The sequence below is a fragment of the Polaromonas sp. P5_D5 genome, assembly GCF_054049435.1.
Genome location: NZ_JBFUMJ010000006.1, coordinates 24,227 through 42,545 on the forward strand (window position 1 = coordinate 24,227; position 18,319 = coordinate 42,545).

The following is an 18,319-nucleotide window of genomic DNA, read 5'->3' on the forward strand; positions in this document are numbered from 1 at the left end:
ATACACCTGCAGGTCCGGCCCCTCATGGATCGCCTCGCTAAGAGCCTGCGGCGGCCGGATCCGTCGGTGGTAACCCTGACTGCAGCGCAGCAATCAGCTCGCCCAGGGATGACTCCAGTTTCCCCAGTAAATCGTCCAGACTTTGGCGCGGCAGGCCCTCATTGATGGCCTGCTCAAGCGCGGCCGCATCCGCCGGCACGCGAATGGCTCCGATCTGGGCCGAAACGCCCCGCAGGGAATGGCTGAGCAGTTCGGCATTCTTCAGGTCGCCCGCATCCAGCGCTTCGCGAATGTGCCGGGGAGTATCCCGGCGGCCGTCGAGGTAGCGGCGCAGCATCGACAGATAAAACCCCTTCATGCCCATTGCGCGGGTCAGGCCGACGCTGAGATCCAGGCCGGCAATGCTCTCAGGCAACGTGGCGTCTGCGGCATCCGCCATGGGAATTCCCGTACCCGGCGTTTTGACGGTATCCCGCGGCGGCGGCTGCAACGTTGGCGGGGTCGCTGTCGCAACAGCCTGCGGCAAGCGCGCCGGTTTCAGCACGGCATAGACCGGAATGGGCTCCGCAAATCCCTTGGCCGTGACGGCAGGCCGTGCTTCGGCCTGGATTTCCGCCTGGACCAGTGCATGGGTTTCGCGGGAGATCAGCATCTGGCCGGGCTCTGCGGCCTGCTCAAGCCGCGCGGCAAGGTTCACCTCCCGGCCAATAATGGTGTAGTCCATACGCAGCTTGCTGCCGAAATTTCCGACATCGCAAAACCCGGAATGAATGCCGATGCGTATTTCAAAAGCCTTGTCGATACCCATCGTTTTCCACCGCACCTGAAGCTCATCAAGCCGCACCAGCATGGCCACCGCCATCCGGACGCACTGCACGGCATCCTGCTGCCGGCCAAGGGTGTGCGGGTCCCCGAAAAAAATCACGATGGCATCGCCGATGAATTTGTCCAGCGTGGCGCCATAGTCGGCCGCGATTTGCGACATCTCTTCAAAATAGCTGTTCAGCAGGAACGTGACTTCTTCCGGTTGCCATTTACCGGTCGATTCGGTGAAGTTCTTGATGTCCGAAAAAAACACCGTGAGCCATTTGCGCTGCGTCTCGATTTCAGCCTGGCGCGACCCGTCAAAGAGGGACTGGTAGACCTGCGGTGCCAGGTAACGCGACAGTTGTTCTGACAGGGTCTTCAGGCGCTTGGCATTGGCGCTGCGTTCAAGATGCATCCTGACGCGCGCCAACAGGATGGGCGGGCTGACGGGCTTGGTGATGTAGTCGGTGGCCCCCAGGTCCAGCCCATATTGCTCCTCCTCCACACTGGCAAGCGCCGTCAGGAAGATCACCGGGATATCAGCCGTGCGCGGATCGCCCGCCAGTTGCCGCATCACCTCGTAGCCGTCCATGCCGGGCATCATCACATCCAGCAGGATGATCTCGGGGCGCACACCTGAAGTTGCCGCCTGCAGGCCCTCCTCGCCCGACGCAGCGGCAATCACCTCATACCGGTCCTGCAGCAGCGTCGCGAGAAAATAACGTATGTCCTCGGTATCGTCCACCACCAGGATGCGCGCCCTCCGCGCGGAGGGCGTCTCGCTAACCGGCGGCTTCACAGGTTCAGTCATGATGCGGCTCTTCCATGAATGCCGGGCCAGTTGCGGCCCTACCGGTTTTCGGGCAGAGAGATATGGGAGACAGGGGTCTGCATCGTTGCAGTCTGCCTTATTTCACCAGCTCCACCCGCATGGCGTCAATCACCGCCCTGTAGTCGGGTTTCCCGAAAATCGCACTGCCCGCGACAAAGGTATCGGCACCGGCCGATGCCACGCGCGCGATATTGTCGGTCTTGATGCCCCCGTCGACTTCCAGGCGAATGTCTTTTCCCGAAGCATCAATGCGTTTTCTCGCATCTTCTATTTTGCGCAGCGCGGAGTCAATAAAGCTTTGTCCGCCAAAGCCCGGATTGACGCTCATGATCAGGATGAGATCAATATCCTCAATCACCCAGTCCAGCACATCCAGCGGAGAAGCCGGGTTGAACACCAGCCCCGCTTTGCAGCCTTTTGCCTTGATGGCCTGCACGCTGCGGTGCACATGGCCCGACGCCTCGGGGTGAAAACTGATGAAGTCGGCACCTGCATCGGCAAAGGCTGCAGCCAGTGCATCGACGGGCTGCACCATCAGGTGGACATCCACCGGCACGGCAGTGCCATCAGCTTTTTTTGCATGAGGCTTGAGGGCCTGGCAAATCATCGGCCCAAAGGTCAGGTTGGGCACATAGTGATTGTCCATGACGTCGAAGTGGATCCAGTCGGCTCCTGCAGCAATCACGGCTTTGATCTCGTCACCCAACCGGGCAAAGTCGGCAGACAAAATGGAGGGGGCGATCCGGTAAGTGGGTGGCGTGTTTTTAGGCATGGCCGGATTGTCGCAGCAAGCCGCCGCCGCGTCATGCCCGCACGCATGGCAGCCTCCCGGGCAGGCGGTTAACATGGACGCCAACCGTTTACCTGCCATGCCCAAATACCAGTTCTCCTGCGAAGTCGTTCCGCAATACCAGCCTGACCAGTCGGCCCCGGAAGACCACATCTACGGGTTTTCCTATACCGTCACAGTAACCAACACCGGCGACGTGACCGCCCAGCTGATTTCCCGCCACTGGATCATCAGCGACGCCAACGGTCACAACGAGGAAGTCAAAGGGCTTGGCGTTGTGGGTCACCAGCCGCTGCTCAAGCCGGGTGAGTCCTTCCAGTACACCAGCGGATCGCGCCTGCGCACGCCCACCGGCACCATGCACGGCAGCTATTTTTGTGTGGCCGAAGATGGCGAACGTTTTGACGTACCCATTGCCATGTTCGTTCTGGAAGCACACAACGGCAGCGCCCCGCACGGCCGGGTGCTGCACTGAACGGATGGGTTTGACCGGCTGATGAAGGATCTTGCTTCCCTCCTGAAGGCGCTCGACCCCGACGCCGACCTGGCCCAGCGCCACGTCTGGCTGATCAAGCTTTTCGAGTGGATTCGCGGCGACCAGACTTCCGTGCCTGCGGCCGTGTCACGAGTACAGGCGTTGATGGACGCCGTGGAGATGCAACCCGAAGTGCGCACACGGCTGCAAGCCTGGTGGCAAACGCTGATGCAGACCGTTGACATCACCACCTTGCTGGCCGACTTCGGCTTTGCTCCGCGCACGGCGTTTGTCAGCGAGCTGGCCGAACGCCTGCGTCGCAAGCTGCTACCCGGAACGCCCGAAACCACCGATGCTTCGGAGCTTTTCCCACTGGTCGCCCCCACACGTTTCGATGCCCAGTGGATGGGCGCACTGGAAGACGCCCAGATCAGCCGCCTCACGCAGCTGTTGTCGGCCAGCCCAAAGCTGGATGCACTGCACTGGCAATACAGCCTGATGGACGCCCTGACGTATTGCACCGCGCAGATTCGCGCCACCGGTTTTGCGCCGGAGCTGCGTCTGCGCATGAACCGCGCCACGCCACACGCCCGGGCCTTCCATGCCTTGCCCGCTGATATCGACGAGCTGCGCAACGCGTTCTTCAAGCCTGACCGGAACGAAGCCCAACTGCAATCCGCCATCGCACAGTACCGTGAGCGACTGGACGCCTGCCGCCAGGCCGTCAACAGCATTTACGTGCATCTTGAAGACCACGGTATCTCCGTCGGCATGGTGTTTCGCCTGCGCCAGTTGCGCGAACGCATCCTGCGCGTGCGCGAACTGCTGGACGCTCTGCTTTCGGCCAAACCCGGCATGGCTGCGCTGAAACTGCTGACGCGCCGCGTCATCACGGCGCAGGAGAGTAAAAGCATAGGCGCGCTGATCAGCGCCAACTCCACGCTGCTGTCGGCCAAGATGGCTGAGCGCAGCGCAGAGACCGGGGAAACCTACATCACCCGTACCCGCGAGGAATACCGCGAAATGCTGGGCAAGGCCATGGGCGGCGGAGCGATCACCGCTTTCACCACGCTCCTGAAATTCATGGTCGTGGCAGTTGGTCTTTCTGCCTTCTGGGGCGGCTTCTGGTCCAGCGTCGTCTATGCCGGCAGCTTTGTTGTCATCCAGCTGCTGCATTTCACATTGGCCACCAAGCAGCCTGCCATGACCGCACCGGCGATGGCGGCCAAGCTCAAGGACATCGGTTCGGTCGATACGACCGGCCCCATTGAAGCGTTTGTCGACGAGGTGACGCACCTGGTGCGTTCGCAAGTTGCGGCGGTGTGCGGCAATGTATTCATGGTCGTTCCGGCCGTGCTGCTCGTCAACACGCTGATCCAGGTCGTTCTGGGCCGGCCCATGATCAGCGTCGCCGACGCGCACCACGTGCTGGAAACCCTCACCGTGATGGGCCCCGCCCTGCTATGGGCCGGGTTCACCGGCGGCATCCTGTTCGCAGCCAGCATGATCGGGGGCTGGACCGAGAACTGGTTTGTACTGCATCATCTTGACTCGGCGATGCGCCACAACCCGCGCATCACTTCCGTGCTGGGGGGCGAGCGCGCTGCGCGCTGGTCCGGCTTCATGCGCGACAACATTTCGGGTTTCGCGTCCAACATCGCACTGGGTTTCATGCTCGGCCTCATACCGGCCTTTACCGGTTTCTTCGGGCTTGAACTCCAGGCCCGCCACGTCACCCTGTCAACCGGACAACTGGCGGCGGCCGGCGCCTCTCTCGGGCTCGAAGCATTCCGGCACTGGCAAATCTGGTCCTGCATTCTTGCCATTCCCCTGATAGGCGCGCTCAACCTCGGCGTGAGTTTTTACCTGGCGTTTCGCCTGGCCCTGCAGGCGCACAACGTGAGCAACCTGGACCGGGCCCGCATACGCATCGCCATCTGGGCACGCCTGCGCAGCCACCCGCGCAGCTTCTTCATGCCCTAAACAAGCAGCACCCCCGTCCAGGCTCACTGCGTGTAGCCTGCTCCCCCCTCGAGGGGGCGGCGCCTGCGGTCTGGCAAAGCCAGTCCCGCGGCACCTCTGGTAGTGCCCACTGAATTCTTCAAGCAAGCAGGGGCCGCGGAACCGGCTTTGCCGGGCCGCAGGCGCCGTCCCCTGCAAGGGGAAAAGGGCTACACGCGGTGAGCCCGATAGGGGTGTGCTTCATGTTCAGGTCTTGTCCTACAGCCCCCGCCGCGAGGCGCCTGTAAATTAATGCAACGTTTCTTTTCAAGAACACCATCGGGCTTCACGCCGCCAAGGCTGGCCACTCAACGCGCAACATGCCGCAGACACAGGCATGCTTGTAGAAGAAGTCCTGACGACAGTGGAGACAACCCCGTATGAACGAAATCCTGGCCATATGGGCTGAGTGGATCAAGCCGTCGGCAGGTTTGCCGACCGTGCAATGGTCCATCCTGCTGGCGGTAGCCGCCGCCGCCGGCCACCTCGCCAACCGCTACACCGGCCTGCCCAAGGTCATCGGCTATTCACTCGTCGGCGGCCTGGCCGGCCTGGCCGGTTTTACCGGCGCCGTGTGGCCATTGCAGGGCACCGGGCTTTTCCTGCTGGAGCTGGGCGTTGCCGTGGTGCTGTTTGAAGCGGGCGGGCGCATTCCGCTGCGCTGGTTTCGCCACAACCCCATGGTGCTGGTGCAAAGCCTGGCTGAATCTGCCCTCACCTATGTTTTTGTCCACTGGGCCCTGAGCAAGCTGGGTGTGCGCGAGATCGTTGCGGAGTCGCTCGCGCTGCTGGCCATGGCCGCTTCACCGGCCGTTCTCTCGCGCGTGGCGATCGACACAGGCGCCGCCGGGCCGGTGACGGAGCGCGCCCTGGTGCTGTCAACGCTGGGCACCCTGTATGCCCTCACACTGTGCAGCGCCCGCGCCGGCCTGATGCCGCGGGGCGAAGCCGCGCTGTCAAGCCCGCTCTATGCAGTGCTGGTGGTGCTGGGCCTGTCTGTCGTGGTCGGCGCTGTGCTCGCCCTCACATTGCGCATCGCCTTGCGGGTGATGAGCCCCACCAGCGAAAACACCGCCATCCTGCTGCTGGCACTGATCGCCACAGGTGCGGCGCTTGCAGCCCACTTCGGCGGCTCGGCGCCGCTGGCGGCCCTGCTGGGCGGCATGCTGCTCAAGCAACTGAACCCGCGCCCCTGGTCATGGCCGCGGCAGATGGGCACGGCCTCGTCGATGCTGACCATGCTGATGTTTGTGCTGGTCTCCGTCGTCGCCGCGCAAGCAGACTGGAGCGGGCCTGTTGCCGGGCTCGTCATCGGCATGGTCGTGGCCCGCATGGTTGCCAAGATTGCCGGTGTCGCCATCGGCAACGTGGGCAGCGGCGCCAGCTGGAAGCAGGCCCTCTGGGTCGGCTGCGCGATGTCGCCGATGTCATCGGTGGCGCTGCTGCTGGTCTCACAGTTTGCAGCGGCCTCAGGCGCGACCGGGCGCCAGATTGCCAGCGTGGCCCTGCCTGCGATCTTGCTGATGGAAGTGCTGGGTGCCGTGCTCGCCACCGTGGCCATCTACCGCTCAGGCGAAAGCTCCAAACCCTGGGCGCCGCTCACACGCAGCCCTTCAACAGGACCTGTTCATGAGTCTTGAACCTTTCCAGAAGTCCGCAGCCCTCTCGCTGGGTGTCGAGCTTGAACTGCAGCTCGTCAATACCCACGACTACGACCTCGCGCCGTATGCCGAAGACATGCTGCGCCTGATGGCCAAAATTCCGCTACCCGGCGCCGTGGTGCCGGAGATGACGTCCAGCATGATCGAGATCTCGACCGGCGTGTGCCATAACGCCTCGGAGGTGCTGGGCCAGCTTTCGCAGATTCGCGACGCGCTCGTCAAGAGCGCCGACAAGCTCAACATTGCGGTGGTGGGCGGCGGCACGCATCCGTTCCAGCAATGGCACGAGCGCCGCATTTACGACAAACCGCGCTTTCGCGAACTGTCGGAGCTGTACGGCTACCTTTCCAAGCAGTTCACGATCTTCGGCCAGCACGTGCACGTGGGCTGCCCCGACGCCGACAGTGCCTTGCTGACGCTGCACCGCATGTCGCGCTATATCCCGCACTTCATTGCCCTGTCGGCGTCTTCGCCTTATGTGCAGGGGCAAGACACAGCGTTTGATTCGGCGCGGCTCAACTCCGTGTTTGCCTTTCCGCTGTCGGGACGTGCACCGTTCGCGTTGACGTGGGACGACTTCACCGTCTACTTCGACAAGATGACGCGCACCGGCGTGGTCAAGAGCATGAAGGATTTTTACTGGGACATCCGGCCCAAGCCGGAGTTCGGCACCATCGAGATCCGCGTGTTCGACACCCCGCTGACCGTGGAGCGTGCCACCGCGCTGGCCGGCTTTGTGCAGTCACTGGCCTCCTGGTTCATGCACGAACAGCCCTTCATGCCGGTCGAAGACGATTACCTGGTCTACACCTACAACCGCTTCCAGGCCTGCCGCTTCGGGCTGGACGCAGTCTATGTCGACCCGGCCACGGGCGGGCACATGCCGCTGCGCGAGCACATCCTGCTGACCATGGCACAGATTGAACGCCATGCCACCGGCATGGGTGCCGGTGCGTCGCTGCACCTGCTGCGCAACAGCGTGGAGCGCGCCGACAATGACGCCCGCTGGCTGCGCGAAAAGCAAGGCGAGGAACACCTGCTGGCCGAAGTCATACGCCAGGCGGCCGACCGTTTCCGCGGTGGCGTCACGCACCAACAACATCCCTGATCCGGCTTTGCCGGATACCCTTGTATGCTCGGCATATGGGTGAATTTGACCTGATCGCACGCTATTTCACGCGCCCCACCGGCCGGGCCGTCCTGGGTGTCGGTGACGACTGCGCATTGCTGCAGCCCGCGCCCGGCACACAGCTGGCCATCTCCAGCGACATGCTGGTCGAGGGCCGGCATTTCTTTGCGGATGTGGATCCTTTTACGCTGGGCCACAAGGCGCTGGCCGTCAACCTTAGCGACCTGGCCGCCTGCGGCGCCCAGCCCCTGGCATTCACACTGGCCCTGGCCTTGCCCCGTATCGACGAGGCCTGGCTGGCCGCGTTTTCGCAGGGCCTGCTGGCGCTGGCCGACGCGCACGGCTGTGAACTGGTGGGCGGCGACACCACCCAGGGTCCGCTCAACATCTGCATCACGGTGTTTGGCGAAGTGCCTGTGGTCGGCGGCAAGAGCCAGGCATTGCTGCGTTCCGGCGCAAAGCCCGGCGACGACATCTATATCAGCGGCACGCTGGGTGACGCCCGGCTTGCCCTGGAGGCGCTGCGCGGCGCCCTGGCCCTGCCTCCAGGCGTCCTTGCACAGACCCGCCAGCGGCTCGAACAACCCACGCCGCGCGTCGCCCTCGGCCTGGCCCTGCGGGGTGTTGCTTCTGCCGCCATCGACGTGAGCGACGGCCTGCTGGGTGACTTGCAGCACATCCTCAAGGCGTCCGGCGCCGGTGCCACCATCGACAGCTCGGCCACTATCAATTTGATAGCTGCTTGCGCTCATCCTGATTGGCCTGAAGGCACAATTCCCCATGAAAAGCAGTTGGAATGCGTACTGGCCGGCGGGGATGACTATGAGCTCGCCTTCACCGCGCCGCCCTCCGCGCGTGAGGCCGTGCGGGCAGCTTCACGGCTTGCCGCAACGCCCGTCACCCGCATCGGGCAAATCGACTCCCAGCCGGGCCTTCGCCTGATCGACGCACAGGGAAAAGCTGTTTCGCAGCAGTTTTCCTCGTTTGATCACTTTGCCCGGAAGTAAGAAGCGTCGGAAGAAAGCGTCTGCGCCTTTACTTCGCGTCCACCAGGGTGCGAATGTCCAGCAAGGTCAGCTCATTGGCATCCGGCTTGCCGATTTCACGGCCTGACGAATACGGGAAATTGTTGTCGTTGACCAGCACGATGTGCGTGGCGTCAACAATCGCCAGCCCTTCAGGGCCCAGGTGCGGCAATGAAAACACCGCTTCATTGGGCCCCAGCCTGGCCAGCCGCTGCGGATTGGCGATGCGGGTCAGGTCGACATAGGCCACCTTGCGCACAAAGCCGTCCGCATCGCTTGCCGCCAGGTCGATCTTGTAGACACGCTTGAAACGCGCGGGCCGGGTGAAGCAGTCGGTGCGCGCTTCGCCTGGGCACGCCGGCGACTGGCCTTCGGTGCTGTCGTCGCGTTCAATCACCAGACCGGTCGTGGCGTCCAGCAACTGGAAGTCGGCGGCGACGTTGCCCACTTCTTCCAGCAGGTACTTCCACTGCTTGCCGGTGAAACTGCGCGAGGCTGCATCCACCTCATTGATGCGTACATAGGTTTTGTCGCCTGCCTTTTCCACGCTTTTGGCGGCGGTATCGAACAGCGGGCCTTCAAACATCGGGTACAGCTTGCTGCCGTCGGGCGATCGGGCCATGGCTTCAAACCCGTTGGAACGGCGCACCTCAAACAGGGCCTCGCCCGGCAGGTTGGGCAAACGGCCCTGCATGTAGTGATCGGGCGATGCCAGCAGCTTGCCGTTGATGACCGTCTCGGTCACGCCCAGCACGCGGCCCTGAAAGTCCGTGCGCAAGAGGTAGGGACCATACTCGTCGCCGATCCACCATTCGTTGCCCACCACCTGGATGGACTCGGGATCGAAATCGATGCCGGTGAGATAACGGCGCTGCGTGTTTTCGTTCTGGATGTGAAAAGGCACGCGCTTGTCGGGATCGCTCAGGAAGACGGTGCTGCGCCGCCGGACCTGGCCTTTGGCCCAGTCCACCGACAACCGGTGCACCATCAGCAGCGCGTCCTGCGAATTGACCTTGTTGCCAAAGCCGTTGTCGGTCAGCGCCAGGAAGTCGCCTTTGCCCAGGGACACAATACCCGAAAACCCCTGCACCGACTGCCCCTTCATGGGCAGGGTGCCGCCGGAAGCACGCGGGTATTTGGGGTCGCCCACAAAAGTGTTGGCGCTTTCGCTGCCCAGCCGCTCATTGCGCTGACGTTTTGCATTGGCAAATTTCCCGGCCGTGGCGAAAAAAGGACCTGCATCGCGAGGCGCTGCCACGGCCGTGGTGGCACTCAGGGCTGCATGGCCGGCAAGAACCGCCTCCACCGCCGGGGCCGCCTGTGTCTGCGCGCGCCCGGCACCTGAAGCCAGGCACAACGCGCAAGCCGCCGCCAGGGTCAATCCATTCATCTTTGTCAAAACCGACATGCTTATCCTCCGTATTGAAGCGGTGGACTTTGACGCCTTTCTGTGAAGCGGCTGTGACAGGCGGGTGCACCCGCGTGTTCAGGTCTCGGTGTGTTTGCGCAGCCGGGCATGGCGCGCCAGACTCTGTACAAACCGGGTTGCGGCCCGCAGGGCGGCCGGGGCGGCCCCATTGCCGAAATTCTCCACGGCCTCGCGGCGTAGTTGCCTGGCTCGCTGCCCGGCCAGATCGATCAGGCGATTGTGCTCGTCAAGCGAAAGGGTGCGGTTCATGATGTTTTCCTTTTCTGTCCCCGGGGTTTGCGGGGGGTGAAAGCACTGTAGGAAAAGCACGGCCCGCCGGAAACGGCATGGTCCGCAAATGGGTCTTGCGCTGGCTGCAAAGCCGCCCGCAGGCCTTGTACTGGTTACCATTGACCCATGCGCAACCTTGGCTTCGACGACATGCTCCTCTTTGCCCGCGTGGCCGAGCTGGGCACCCTCTCGGCTGTGGCCCGCGAACGCGACGTGCCGGTCAGCCAGGTTTCGCGCAGCCTGAGCCGCATCGAAAAAGCCTGCGGTACGCGCCTTATCCATCGCTCCACGCACGGGCTGGCGCCCACCGCCGAGGGCGAAACCTTTCTGCAGTACTGCCGCCGCATCGTGGGAACGCTCGACGAGCTGGAAGGCGAATTTGCCAGCCAGTCGCGGCAGGCCACCGGCTGGGTGCGTGTGGCGGCCAGCACGGTGGTCGCCCAGTACCTGCTGGCGCCCAGTTTTGACAGCCTTCACCAGCGCTACCCGAAGCTGTGCGTAGACCTCCAGGTGGAAGACCGCCTGGTGGACATGGCGCGCGATGGCATCGACATCGCGATTCGCACCGGTACACCGGTGACCGACACGGTCGTTGCACGGCAAATCGGTGCGTTGGGCCGGCGGCTGTATGCCGCGCCGGGCTATCTTCAGGCCTACGGAACACCCCGGCACCCCGATGAGCTGCACAGCCACCGGCTGATCACCAACAGCGGCGTGCCCATGCTCAACCACTGGCCCTTCGTGATTGACGGGAAACCCAGCGTGATCGTGCCCAAGGCATCCTGGCGATCCGACAATACCGGCATGACCGCCACGCTGACGCTGCAGGGGCTGGGCATTTCACGCTGCGCCACACTGGTCGCCGAACCGCTGGTGCGCCAGGGTTTGCTCGTCCCGGTGCTTGCGGACTTTGTCGACGACCAGCCCAGCCCGATTTACGCCGTGACGCTTACCAACCGCCACCGCCTGCCCAAAATCAAGGCCTGTATCGACCATTGGGCCGAGTGGCTGGAGAAAACCAGCGCGGCCCCAGCCTCATGATCCCCATGTCCGAACTCACTCCCCCATCAGAAACCCTCAGCCCACCGCGGTTCCGGCCCAACGCCCGGTTCCTGCTGTCGCACCCTGCGCATTTCATCGCCCTCGGTTTCGGCTCGGGCCTGAGCCCGGTGGCGCCCGGCACGGCCGGCACACTCTGGGCCTGGCTGGCTTTTCTGGTGCTGCAGCAATGGCTGTCGCCGGTCGACATGGGCTGGCTGATTGCCGCCTCTACGCTGATTGGCTGGTGGGCCTGCACCGTCACCGCGAAGGCCATGAACGTGCTCGACCCCGGCAACATCGTCTGGGACGAAGTGGTGGCCTTCTGGCTGGTGTTGTGGCTGGTCATGCCGGCGGGCTTCGAAGCGCAGCTCGCCGCGTTTTTGCTGTTCCGCTTTTTTGACGCCGTGAAGCCCGGCCCGGTGGCATGGGCGGATCAGGCTTTCAAGGGCTTTAGCTGGCGCGGCGGCTTCGGGATTTTGTTTGACGACTTCGTTGCCGCGTTCTGCGCCTTGCTGGTGATCGCCTTCTGGAGGTTCTGGTGAGCAACGAATTGCTATTAAAAGAGGAGCTGCTTGCGCCCGTATCTATTGGCTTGGTGGCCGATTTATTGCTCAAAAAGGGCTGGATGCTTGCGACGGCCGAAAGCTGCACCGGCGGCATGATTTCGGCGGTGTGCACCGACCTGGCGGGCTCCAGCACCTGGTTCGAGCGCGGCTTTGTCACCTATTCCAACGAAGCGAAAAACGAACTGCTGGGTGTAGATGCTGCGCTGATTGCCGTGCACGGCGCTGTCAGCGAGGAAGTGGCCCGTGCGATGGCTTCCGGCGCCCTGGGCCACTCCCGTGCGCAAGTGTCGGTGGCCGTCACTGGAGTGGCCGGCCCGACAGGGGGGAGTGCCGCCAAGCCTGTCGGTACGGTATGGTTTGGTTTTGCGCTGCCCGGCCGGCTGGTGTCTGAAGTCCGGCGCTTTGACGGCGACCGTGCCGCGGTGCGCAGCGCCACGGTGCAGCATGCGCTGCAGCGGCTGCTGCAATTGCTGCGCGAAGCCGGCTGACGCGTGAGCGACGCCGGCCCCTACCAAAGCGCTATAGAGTCGCGAAGCCACGAGGCCACCCGAAAACAACCACCCAGGAGACACCATGCACCCCAACCAGGCCACCCTCGAGAAGTTTTACAGCGCTTTTACACGGCTGGATTCCGACACCATGGCGACCTGCTACGCCCCGGACGCCGCTTTCGACGACGCGGCGTTTTCACTGCGGGGGCACCGCGAGGTCACCGGCATGTGGCACATGCTGTGCGACGCCACAAAAGCCAAGGGCATGGATGTCTGGAAACTCACCTACAGCGGGCTGGAAGCCGGCGCGAGCACGGGAAAATCACACTGGGACGCCTATTACCGCTTCAGCGCCACTGGGCGCATGGTGCACAACAGCATTGACGGCGCGTTTGAATTCAATGAACAGGGCCTGATCACGCGGCACCGTGATCACTTTGATTTCTGGACCTGGTCGCGGCAGGCGCTGGGCGCGCCCGGCCTGCTGCTGGGCTGGACGCCTTTCCTGCGCAACAAGGTGCGGGCACAGGCGGCGGCGAATCTGCAAAAATACCTGGTGACGCGACACTAGGCCCGCGCAAGAGTTGATTTGAACGGGAGTTTTCATGTCCTGGTTTGACGGTTTTGAATCACGCAGCTTTGAGGTCAACGGCGCGTCCATCAACGCGCGGTTTTCCCGGGTCGTGCCGGGCGATCCGCTGCGCCCGGCCCTGTTGCTGCTGCATGGTTTTCCGCAGTCGCATGTGATGTGGCACCGCGTGGCGCAGCGCCTGGCAAAACACTATTTCCTGGTCATGCCCGACCTGCGGGGTTACGGAGACTCTTCCAAAACCGCAGGCCTGCCCGACCACAGCAACTACAGCAAACGCAACATGGCGCACGACATGGTCGGGGTGATGGATGCCCTGGGTGTGGACCGCTTTTACCTCTGCGGCCACGACCGCGGCGGGCGTGTGGCGCACCGGCTGGCGCTGGACTATGCGGCACGCGTGCAAAAACTCTGCATCATCGACATCGCCCCCACACTGGACATGTACGAAGGCCGCAGCATGACGGAGCCCTACATGGCGTTTGCGCGTGCCTATTACCACTGGTTCCATATGTTGCAGCCGGCGCCGCTGCCCGAAATCATGATGGGCGCCAACCATCCCGAAACCGCCAAAGCCTACCTGCACGCCAAGCTCGGCGGCTGGGGCAGCGCGGGGCTCAATTACATCGAACCTCAGGCCCTGGCCGAATATGAACGCTGCTTTTGCAACGCCGAAGCGCTGCATGCGGCCTGCGAAGACTACCGGGCAAGCGCCGGGATTGACCTGGACCACGACCGCGAAAGCCGCGCGCAGCACCTGACGGTGGCCTGCGATTTGCTGCTCCTGTGGGGCGAACGCGGTGTGGTGCACCGGATGTTCGACCCGCTGGCGCTGTGGGAGGCGCAATGCAGCGGCGAGGTCTCGGGCCATGCCGTACCGGCGGGCCACTTCATCCCCGAAGAACAGCCCGTGGCGACGGCCACCGCGCTGCACAACTTCTTTCGCTGACTTCAAAGGGCGGCCATGTCGACTTACACGGCGGAGGTTTTGTGGGAAATCAACGGCGGCGATTTCCCGGGAAACCGCTACAGCCGCAGGCACCTGATCCGCTTCGACGGCGGCCTCGAAGTGCCGGGCTCTTCTTCACCGCATGTGGTGCCCTTGCCGATGTCGGACGCATCGGCCATGGACCCGGAAGAGGCATTCGTCGCCTCGCTGTCGAGCTGCCACATGCTGTGGTTTTTGTCGATCGCGGCCAAACGCAAGTTTTCCGTGACACGCTACTTTGATGCGGCCAGTGGCGTGATGGAAAAGAACGCTGAAGGAAAAATCGCCATGACCACCGTCACCTTGCGGCCTGACGTGGCGTTTGCCGGTGAACGCATGCCGACACGCGCCGAGATCGACAAGCTTCACCACGAGGCCCACAACGCCTGCTTCATCGCCAACTCGGTGAAAACCGATGTGCGCTGCGAGCCTGTGTATGGCGACGCATGACTGACCGCAGGCCGCTGCTGATCGCTCTCGGCCTGCTGGTACTGGCCGCGCTGGTGTGGTCGGGTATGGCACCGTATGACCGGGGCACCTGGATGCTCGAGGTGGCGCCCGCCGTCATCGCCGCGCCGGTGCTGCTGGCCACGGGCCGGCGCTACCCGCTGACGACCTTGCTGTATGTGCTGATTGCGCTGCACATGCTGGTGCTGATCGTGGGTGGCGCCTACACCTATGCCAGGGTGCCGCCGGGTTTCTGGCTGCAGGATTTGTTTCACCTGGGCCGCAACCCTTACGACAAGGTCGGCCACTTCATGCAGGGGCTGGTGCCAGCGCTGGTGGCACGCGAGGTATTGCTGCAGCGTGGCTACCTGGGCAGCCGCCGCATGGCAGGGTTTCTGTCGGTGTGCGTGGCCATGGCCATCAGCGCGGTGTATGAGCTGGTGGAGTGGTGGGCGGCCCTGGCGCTGGGTCAGGGCGCGGATGAATTTCTGGGAACCCAGGGGGACCCTTGGGACACGCAGTCGGACATGTTCATGGCCTTGATCGGAGCTGCGGTGGCGATCACGCTGCTGGGCCGGTGGCATGACCGGCAAATGCGCAAGCTGTCGGGTTTGTAGGCATTTGGGCCGCAGGGCAATTGGGTCGGGCGCAAGCCGCTATTGAATTCATAGCAAACGGATGAAATCCATCTGGAAGGCGGTTCTTCCTCTTGCGACCTCATGCCCTGCGTGCCAACCCTGCCAGAATCCCTCCATGCAATTTTTCAAAGACCTCAACCTCGCCGCCTTCACCGCGGGCTTCGTGGCAGTACTGGTCGGCTTCACCAGCTCGGTTGCCATCGTCTTTCAGGCAGCCCTTGCCTTCAACGCCACGCCTGCCGAGATTGCCTCGTGGATGTGGGCGCTCGGCATCGGCATGGGTTTGTGCTCTCTTGTGCCGTCGTTGTGGTTGAAGAAGCCGGTGATGGTGGCCTGGTCCACACCGGGTGCCGCCGTGCTGGCTACTGCAGGGCTGGCTGGCGGTTTCTCGATGGGAGAGGCGGTTGCGGCATTTATGGTCAGCGCGGCGCTGATCACCTTGTTCGGCATCACCGGCTGGTTTGAAAAAGTCATGAACCGTATTCCTGTGGCCATCGCCTCCGCGTTGCTGGCCGGTGTGCTGGCGCGCTTCGGCATCCAGGCCTTTGCGGCAGCGCAAACGGCTTTGCCTTTGGTGCTGCTGATGCTGGCGATCTACTTATTGGGCAAGCGGTTGATGCCGCGCTATGCGGTAGTGCTGACGCTGGTCGGAGCCATTGTGTTTGTCGCTGCGCGCGGGCAACTGGCGTGGTCTGAGGTCGCTTTTTCGTTGGCGATGCCGGTGTTCGTGATGCCGAAGTTCACACTGGCCGCCACTGTCAGCCTGGCCATTCCGCTGTTTGTGGTGACCATGGCTTCGCAGAATCTGCCGGGCGTGGCGGCCATCCATGCGGCGGGCTATGGGCCCGACAGTCCGGACGGCGGCATTCCGGTGTCAAAAATCATCACGCTGAGCGGCCTGGCCACGCTGGTGCTGGCGCCTTTTGGCGCGTTTGCCCTCAACCTGAGCGCCATCACGGCGGCCATCTGCATGGGCCGGGAAGCGCATGAGGACCCCGCCAGGCGCTACACCGCGACCGTTTGCTGCGGCGCCATTTACATCGTGATCGGCATATTCGGCGCAGCGATCACCGGCCTGCTGACAGCTTTTCCGAAGGAGCTGGTCGTCGCCATTGCCGGACTGGCGCTGCTGGGTACCATCGGCAACGGCCTGGCCGCGGCGGTGAAGGAGGAATCGCACCGGGAAGCGGCGCTTATCACTTTTCTCGTCACCTTGTCGGGCGTCGCAATAGCCGGTGTGGGCTCGGCCTTTTGGGGTGTCGTCGCGGGCGCGATTGCACTCTTTGTACAACAATATGGCCAACAGCGCCGCGAAGCCCGCTCCGGGGCGGCGCCAAACCCAGGGACACGTTCCACACCATGAACCTTCTTTTTGTTGCCGATCCGCTCGAGTCATTCAAGATTTACAAGGACACCACCTTTGCCATGATGCGGGAGGCGCAGCGGCGCGGGCACCGCATCAGCGCGTGTGAACCGGCCGACATGAGCTGGCAGACCGGCGCGAAAGTCACGGCCCAGGTGCGCCACATCACGCTGACAGGCGGCGCAGATGTGTGGTTCACGGCCGATGCCGCCCGGCCCGACGGCCGCGAAGCCATTGCGGGTTTTGATGCGGCGGTCATGCGCAAGGACCCGCCTTTTGACAGTGAATACTTTTACAGCACGCACCTGCTGGAGCAGGCCGAGCGCGAAGGGGCCAGGGTTTTCAACAAGCCCGCCGCCTTGCGCGACCATCCTGAAAAGCTCGCCATCCTCGAGTTCGCGCAATTCAGCGGCCCGACGCTGGTCACGCGCAGCGCGGCCGACATCAAGCGCTTTCATGCCGAACACAAGGACATCATCCTCAAGCCGCTGGACGGCATGGGCGGCATGGGCATCTTCCGCGTGAGGGAAGACGGCCTGAATCTGGGTAGCATCACCGAAACACTGAACAGGAACGGCGCCGAAAGCGTGATGGTGCAGAAATTTTTGCCCGAGATCGTCAAGGGCGACAAGCGCGTGCTGGTCATCGGAGGCAAACCGGTTCCTTTCAGCCTGGCGCGCATTCCCCAAGGCAGCGAAGTGCGCGGCAATCTGGCGGCCGGCGGCGTGGGTGTGGCGCAGCCGCTCTCAAAGCGGGATTTTGAAATTGCCGAAGCACTGGGGCCGGTGCTGGCCGCGCGCGGCCTGCTGCTGGCCGGTGTCGACGTGATCGGCGACTATGTGACCGAGATCAACGTCACCAGCCCGACCTGTTTCCAGGAAATCCACGACCAGGCAGGCTTTGACGTGGCGGCCATGTTCATTGATGCACTGGAACAGGCTGTCACGACAGCCGGCGCCTGACAGCCCAGGGCTGCGGCTGTCAGGCGGCGATGAGCGCACCGCCTTCAAACACCTTGAGTTCCCCGGGCGCAAATGACGTCCAGGTTTCGTTGGTGGTGAGCGGCGCCGTGACCACCACAGCGACGCGGTCGGTCGGCCTGGTGTGCTCGGCAAAGTTCACGCTCACGTCCTCGTCGCTCAGCGTGGCATGCGCAAAGGGGTGCTTGCGCTCCACGTAATAGAGGTTGGTGGACGCGTGCGCCCACAAGGCCTGACCGTTGCTGAGCAAAAAGTTGAAAGTGCCGTGGGTGGCGATGTGCGCGGCAAGTTCCCGCAGCGTGATGCTCAGTTCCTGCACGCTGGGAACGCCCGCGTGCGACTTGGCCATCTCTTGCATGATCCAGCAAAAGGCGCGTTCGCTGTCGGTGGTGCCGACGGGCCGGAAGCTGCCGTGCAGGCGGGGTGAAAAATCTTTCAGGTCGCCGTTGTGGGCGAACACCCAGTAGCGGCCCCACAGCTCGCGCACAAAGGGGTGGCAGTTCTCCAGCGCGACACGGCCCTGTGTGGCCTTGCGGATATGTGAGATGACGTTGCGGCTTTTGATCGGATAGCGGCTGATCAGCTCGGCCACCGGTGAACTGCAGGCCGGTTGATGGTCGACAAAGTGGCGCAGGCCGCGGTCGCTGCCACCGGCCACGCTGTCGTCACCTTCAAAAAAAGCGATGCCCCAACCGTCGGCATGGTGGTCGGTGTGGCCGCCCCGCTGCGCGAAGCCCCTGAAACTGAAGGTCACATCCGTTGGGGCATTACAGTTCATGCCGAGAAGTTGGCACATG

At 63.3% G+C, this 18,319-nt stretch carries 19 protein-coding genes; 14 read left to right on the plus strand and 5 right to left on the minus strand.

The features are described 5' to 3' along the window. Nucleotides 1-37 precede the first annotated feature (37 nt). Complete coding sequence (locus ACXJKE_RS19835) at nucleotides 38-1,618, minus strand: adenylate/guanylate cyclase domain-containing protein (protein WP_457282301.1); 1,581 nt, start codon at nucleotides 1,616-1,618, stop codon at nucleotides 38-40. Between the two features lie 97 nt (nucleotides 1,619-1,715). Then, a complete protein-coding gene (gene rpe, locus ACXJKE_RS19840) occupies nucleotides 1,716-2,411 on the minus strand; it encodes a ribulose-phosphate 3-epimerase (RefSeq protein ID WP_457282302.1) in 696 nt (231 codons plus the stop codon). Nucleotides 2,412-2,508: 97 nt separating this feature from the next. On the opposite strand from rpe, the gene apaG reads away from it, so the two are divergent. The 5 genes from apaG (at nucleotide 2,509) to thiL (ending at nucleotide 8,702) form a co-directional block, all read left to right on the plus strand. Beyond that, nucleotides 2,509-2,904, plus strand: a complete 396-nt coding sequence (gene apaG / locus ACXJKE_RS19845) for a Co2+/Mg2+ efflux protein ApaG (protein WP_457282449.1) — start codon at nucleotides 2,509-2,511, stop codon at nucleotides 2,902-2,904. A 21-nt stretch (nucleotides 2,905-2,925) separates the two neighbouring features. Beyond that, the gene (locus ACXJKE_RS19850; RefSeq protein WP_457282303.1) at nucleotides 2,926-4,887 is read left to right on the plus strand and encodes a site-specific recombinase; all 1,962 of its coding nucleotides are present in this window, start codon (nucleotides 2,926-2,928) and stop codon (nucleotides 4,885-4,887) included. A gap of 398 nt (nucleotides 4,888-5,285) precedes the next feature. Next, nucleotides 5,286-6,545, plus strand: coding sequence for a cation:proton antiporter (locus ACXJKE_RS19855; RefSeq protein WP_457282304.1), 1,260 nt, complete (start codon nucleotides 5,286-5,288; stop codon nucleotides 6,543-6,545). After that, nucleotides 6,535-7,674: a YbdK family carboxylate-amine ligase gene (locus ACXJKE_RS19860; protein WP_457282305.1), complete on the plus strand. Its 1,140-nt coding sequence runs from the start codon at nucleotides 6,535-6,537 to the stop codon at nucleotides 7,672-7,674. Before ACXJKE_RS19855 ends, ACXJKE_RS19860 begins: the two co-directional genes overlap by 11 nt. A gap of 35 nt (nucleotides 7,675-7,709) precedes the next feature. Further along, entirely contained in the window at nucleotides 7,710-8,702 is a 993-nt protein-coding gene (thiL, locus tag ACXJKE_RS19865) for a thiamine-phosphate kinase (protein ID WP_457282306.1), read from the plus strand. Between the two features lie 28 nt (nucleotides 8,703-8,730). On the opposite strand, the gene ACXJKE_RS19870 is transcribed toward thiL, so the two are convergent. Together ACXJKE_RS19870 and ACXJKE_RS19875 are read right to left on the minus strand one after the other, a co-directional pair. Next, the gene (locus tag ACXJKE_RS19870; RefSeq protein WP_457282307.1) at nucleotides 8,731-10,128 is read right to left on the minus strand and encodes an esterase-like activity of phytase family protein; all 1,398 of its coding nucleotides are present in this window, start codon (nucleotides 10,126-10,128) and stop codon (nucleotides 8,731-8,733) included. A gap of 78 nt (nucleotides 10,129-10,206) precedes the next feature. Next, nucleotides 10,207-10,398, minus strand: a complete 192-nt coding sequence (locus ACXJKE_RS19875) for a hypothetical protein (protein ID WP_457282308.1) — start codon at nucleotides 10,396-10,398, stop codon at nucleotides 10,207-10,209. 147 nt (nucleotides 10,399-10,545) lie between these two features. On the opposite strand from ACXJKE_RS19875, the gene ACXJKE_RS19880 reads away from it, so the two are divergent. The 9 genes from ACXJKE_RS19880 (at nucleotide 10,546) to gshB (ending at nucleotide 17,504) form a co-directional block, all read left to right on the plus strand. After that, nucleotides 10,546-11,460: a LysR substrate-binding domain-containing protein gene (locus ACXJKE_RS19880; RefSeq protein ID WP_457282309.1), complete on the plus strand. Its 915-nt coding sequence runs from the start codon at nucleotides 10,546-10,548 to the stop codon at nucleotides 11,458-11,460. Nucleotides 11,461-11,465: 5 nt separating this feature from the next. Then, on the plus strand, nucleotides 11,466-12,002 hold the full coding sequence (locus ACXJKE_RS19885) for a phosphatidylglycerophosphatase A family protein (protein ID WP_457282310.1): 537 nt from the start codon (nucleotides 11,466-11,468) through the stop codon (nucleotides 12,000-12,002). Further along, complete coding sequence (locus ACXJKE_RS19890; protein ID WP_457282311.1) at nucleotides 11,999-12,514, plus strand: CinA family protein; 516 nt, start codon at nucleotides 11,999-12,001, stop codon at nucleotides 12,512-12,514. The genes ACXJKE_RS19885 and ACXJKE_RS19890 overlap by 4 nt, the downstream gene beginning before the upstream one ends. 85 nt (nucleotides 12,515-12,599) lie before the next feature. Next, nucleotides 12,600-13,088 carry a nuclear transport factor 2 family protein gene (locus tag ACXJKE_RS19895; protein WP_457282312.1) on the plus strand — a complete coding sequence of 163 codons (489 nt, stop codon included), beginning with the start codon at nucleotides 12,600-12,602 and terminating at the stop codon, nucleotides 13,086-13,088. Nucleotides 13,089-13,122: 34 nt separating this feature from the next. After that, on the plus strand, nucleotides 13,123-14,055 hold the full coding sequence (locus ACXJKE_RS19900) for an alpha/beta hydrolase (RefSeq protein WP_457282313.1): 933 nt from the start codon (nucleotides 13,123-13,125) through the stop codon (nucleotides 14,053-14,055). A gap of 15 nt (nucleotides 14,056-14,070) precedes the next feature. Beyond that, on the plus strand, nucleotides 14,071-14,544 hold the full coding sequence (locus tag ACXJKE_RS19905) for an OsmC family protein (RefSeq protein WP_457282314.1): 474 nt from the start codon (nucleotides 14,071-14,073) through the stop codon (nucleotides 14,542-14,544). Next, entirely contained in the window at nucleotides 14,541-15,158 is a 618-nt protein-coding gene (locus ACXJKE_RS19910) for a DUF2238 domain-containing protein (protein ID WP_457282315.1), read from the plus strand. The genes ACXJKE_RS19905 and ACXJKE_RS19910 overlap by 4 nt, the downstream gene beginning before the upstream one ends. Before the next feature lie 136 nt (nucleotides 15,159-15,294). After that, the gene (locus ACXJKE_RS19915; protein WP_457282316.1) at nucleotides 15,295-16,542 is read left to right on the plus strand and encodes a benzoate/H(+) symporter BenE family transporter; all 1,248 of its coding nucleotides are present in this window, start codon (nucleotides 15,295-15,297) and stop codon (nucleotides 16,540-16,542) included. Continuing rightward, on the plus strand, nucleotides 16,539-17,504 hold the full coding sequence (gshB, locus tag ACXJKE_RS19920) for a glutathione synthase (protein ID WP_457282317.1): 966 nt from the start codon (nucleotides 16,539-16,541) through the stop codon (nucleotides 17,502-17,504). Before ACXJKE_RS19915 ends, gshB begins: the two co-directional genes overlap by 4 nt. Before the next feature lie 19 nt (nucleotides 17,505-17,523). Here the strand turns inward: gshB and ACXJKE_RS19925 are convergent, their stop codons facing one another. Next, nucleotides 17,524-18,318: a class II glutamine amidotransferase gene (locus tag ACXJKE_RS19925; RefSeq protein ID WP_457282318.1), complete on the minus strand. Its 795-nt coding sequence runs from the start codon at nucleotides 18,316-18,318 to the stop codon at nucleotides 17,524-17,526. Nucleotide 18,319: the final 1 nt, after the last annotated feature.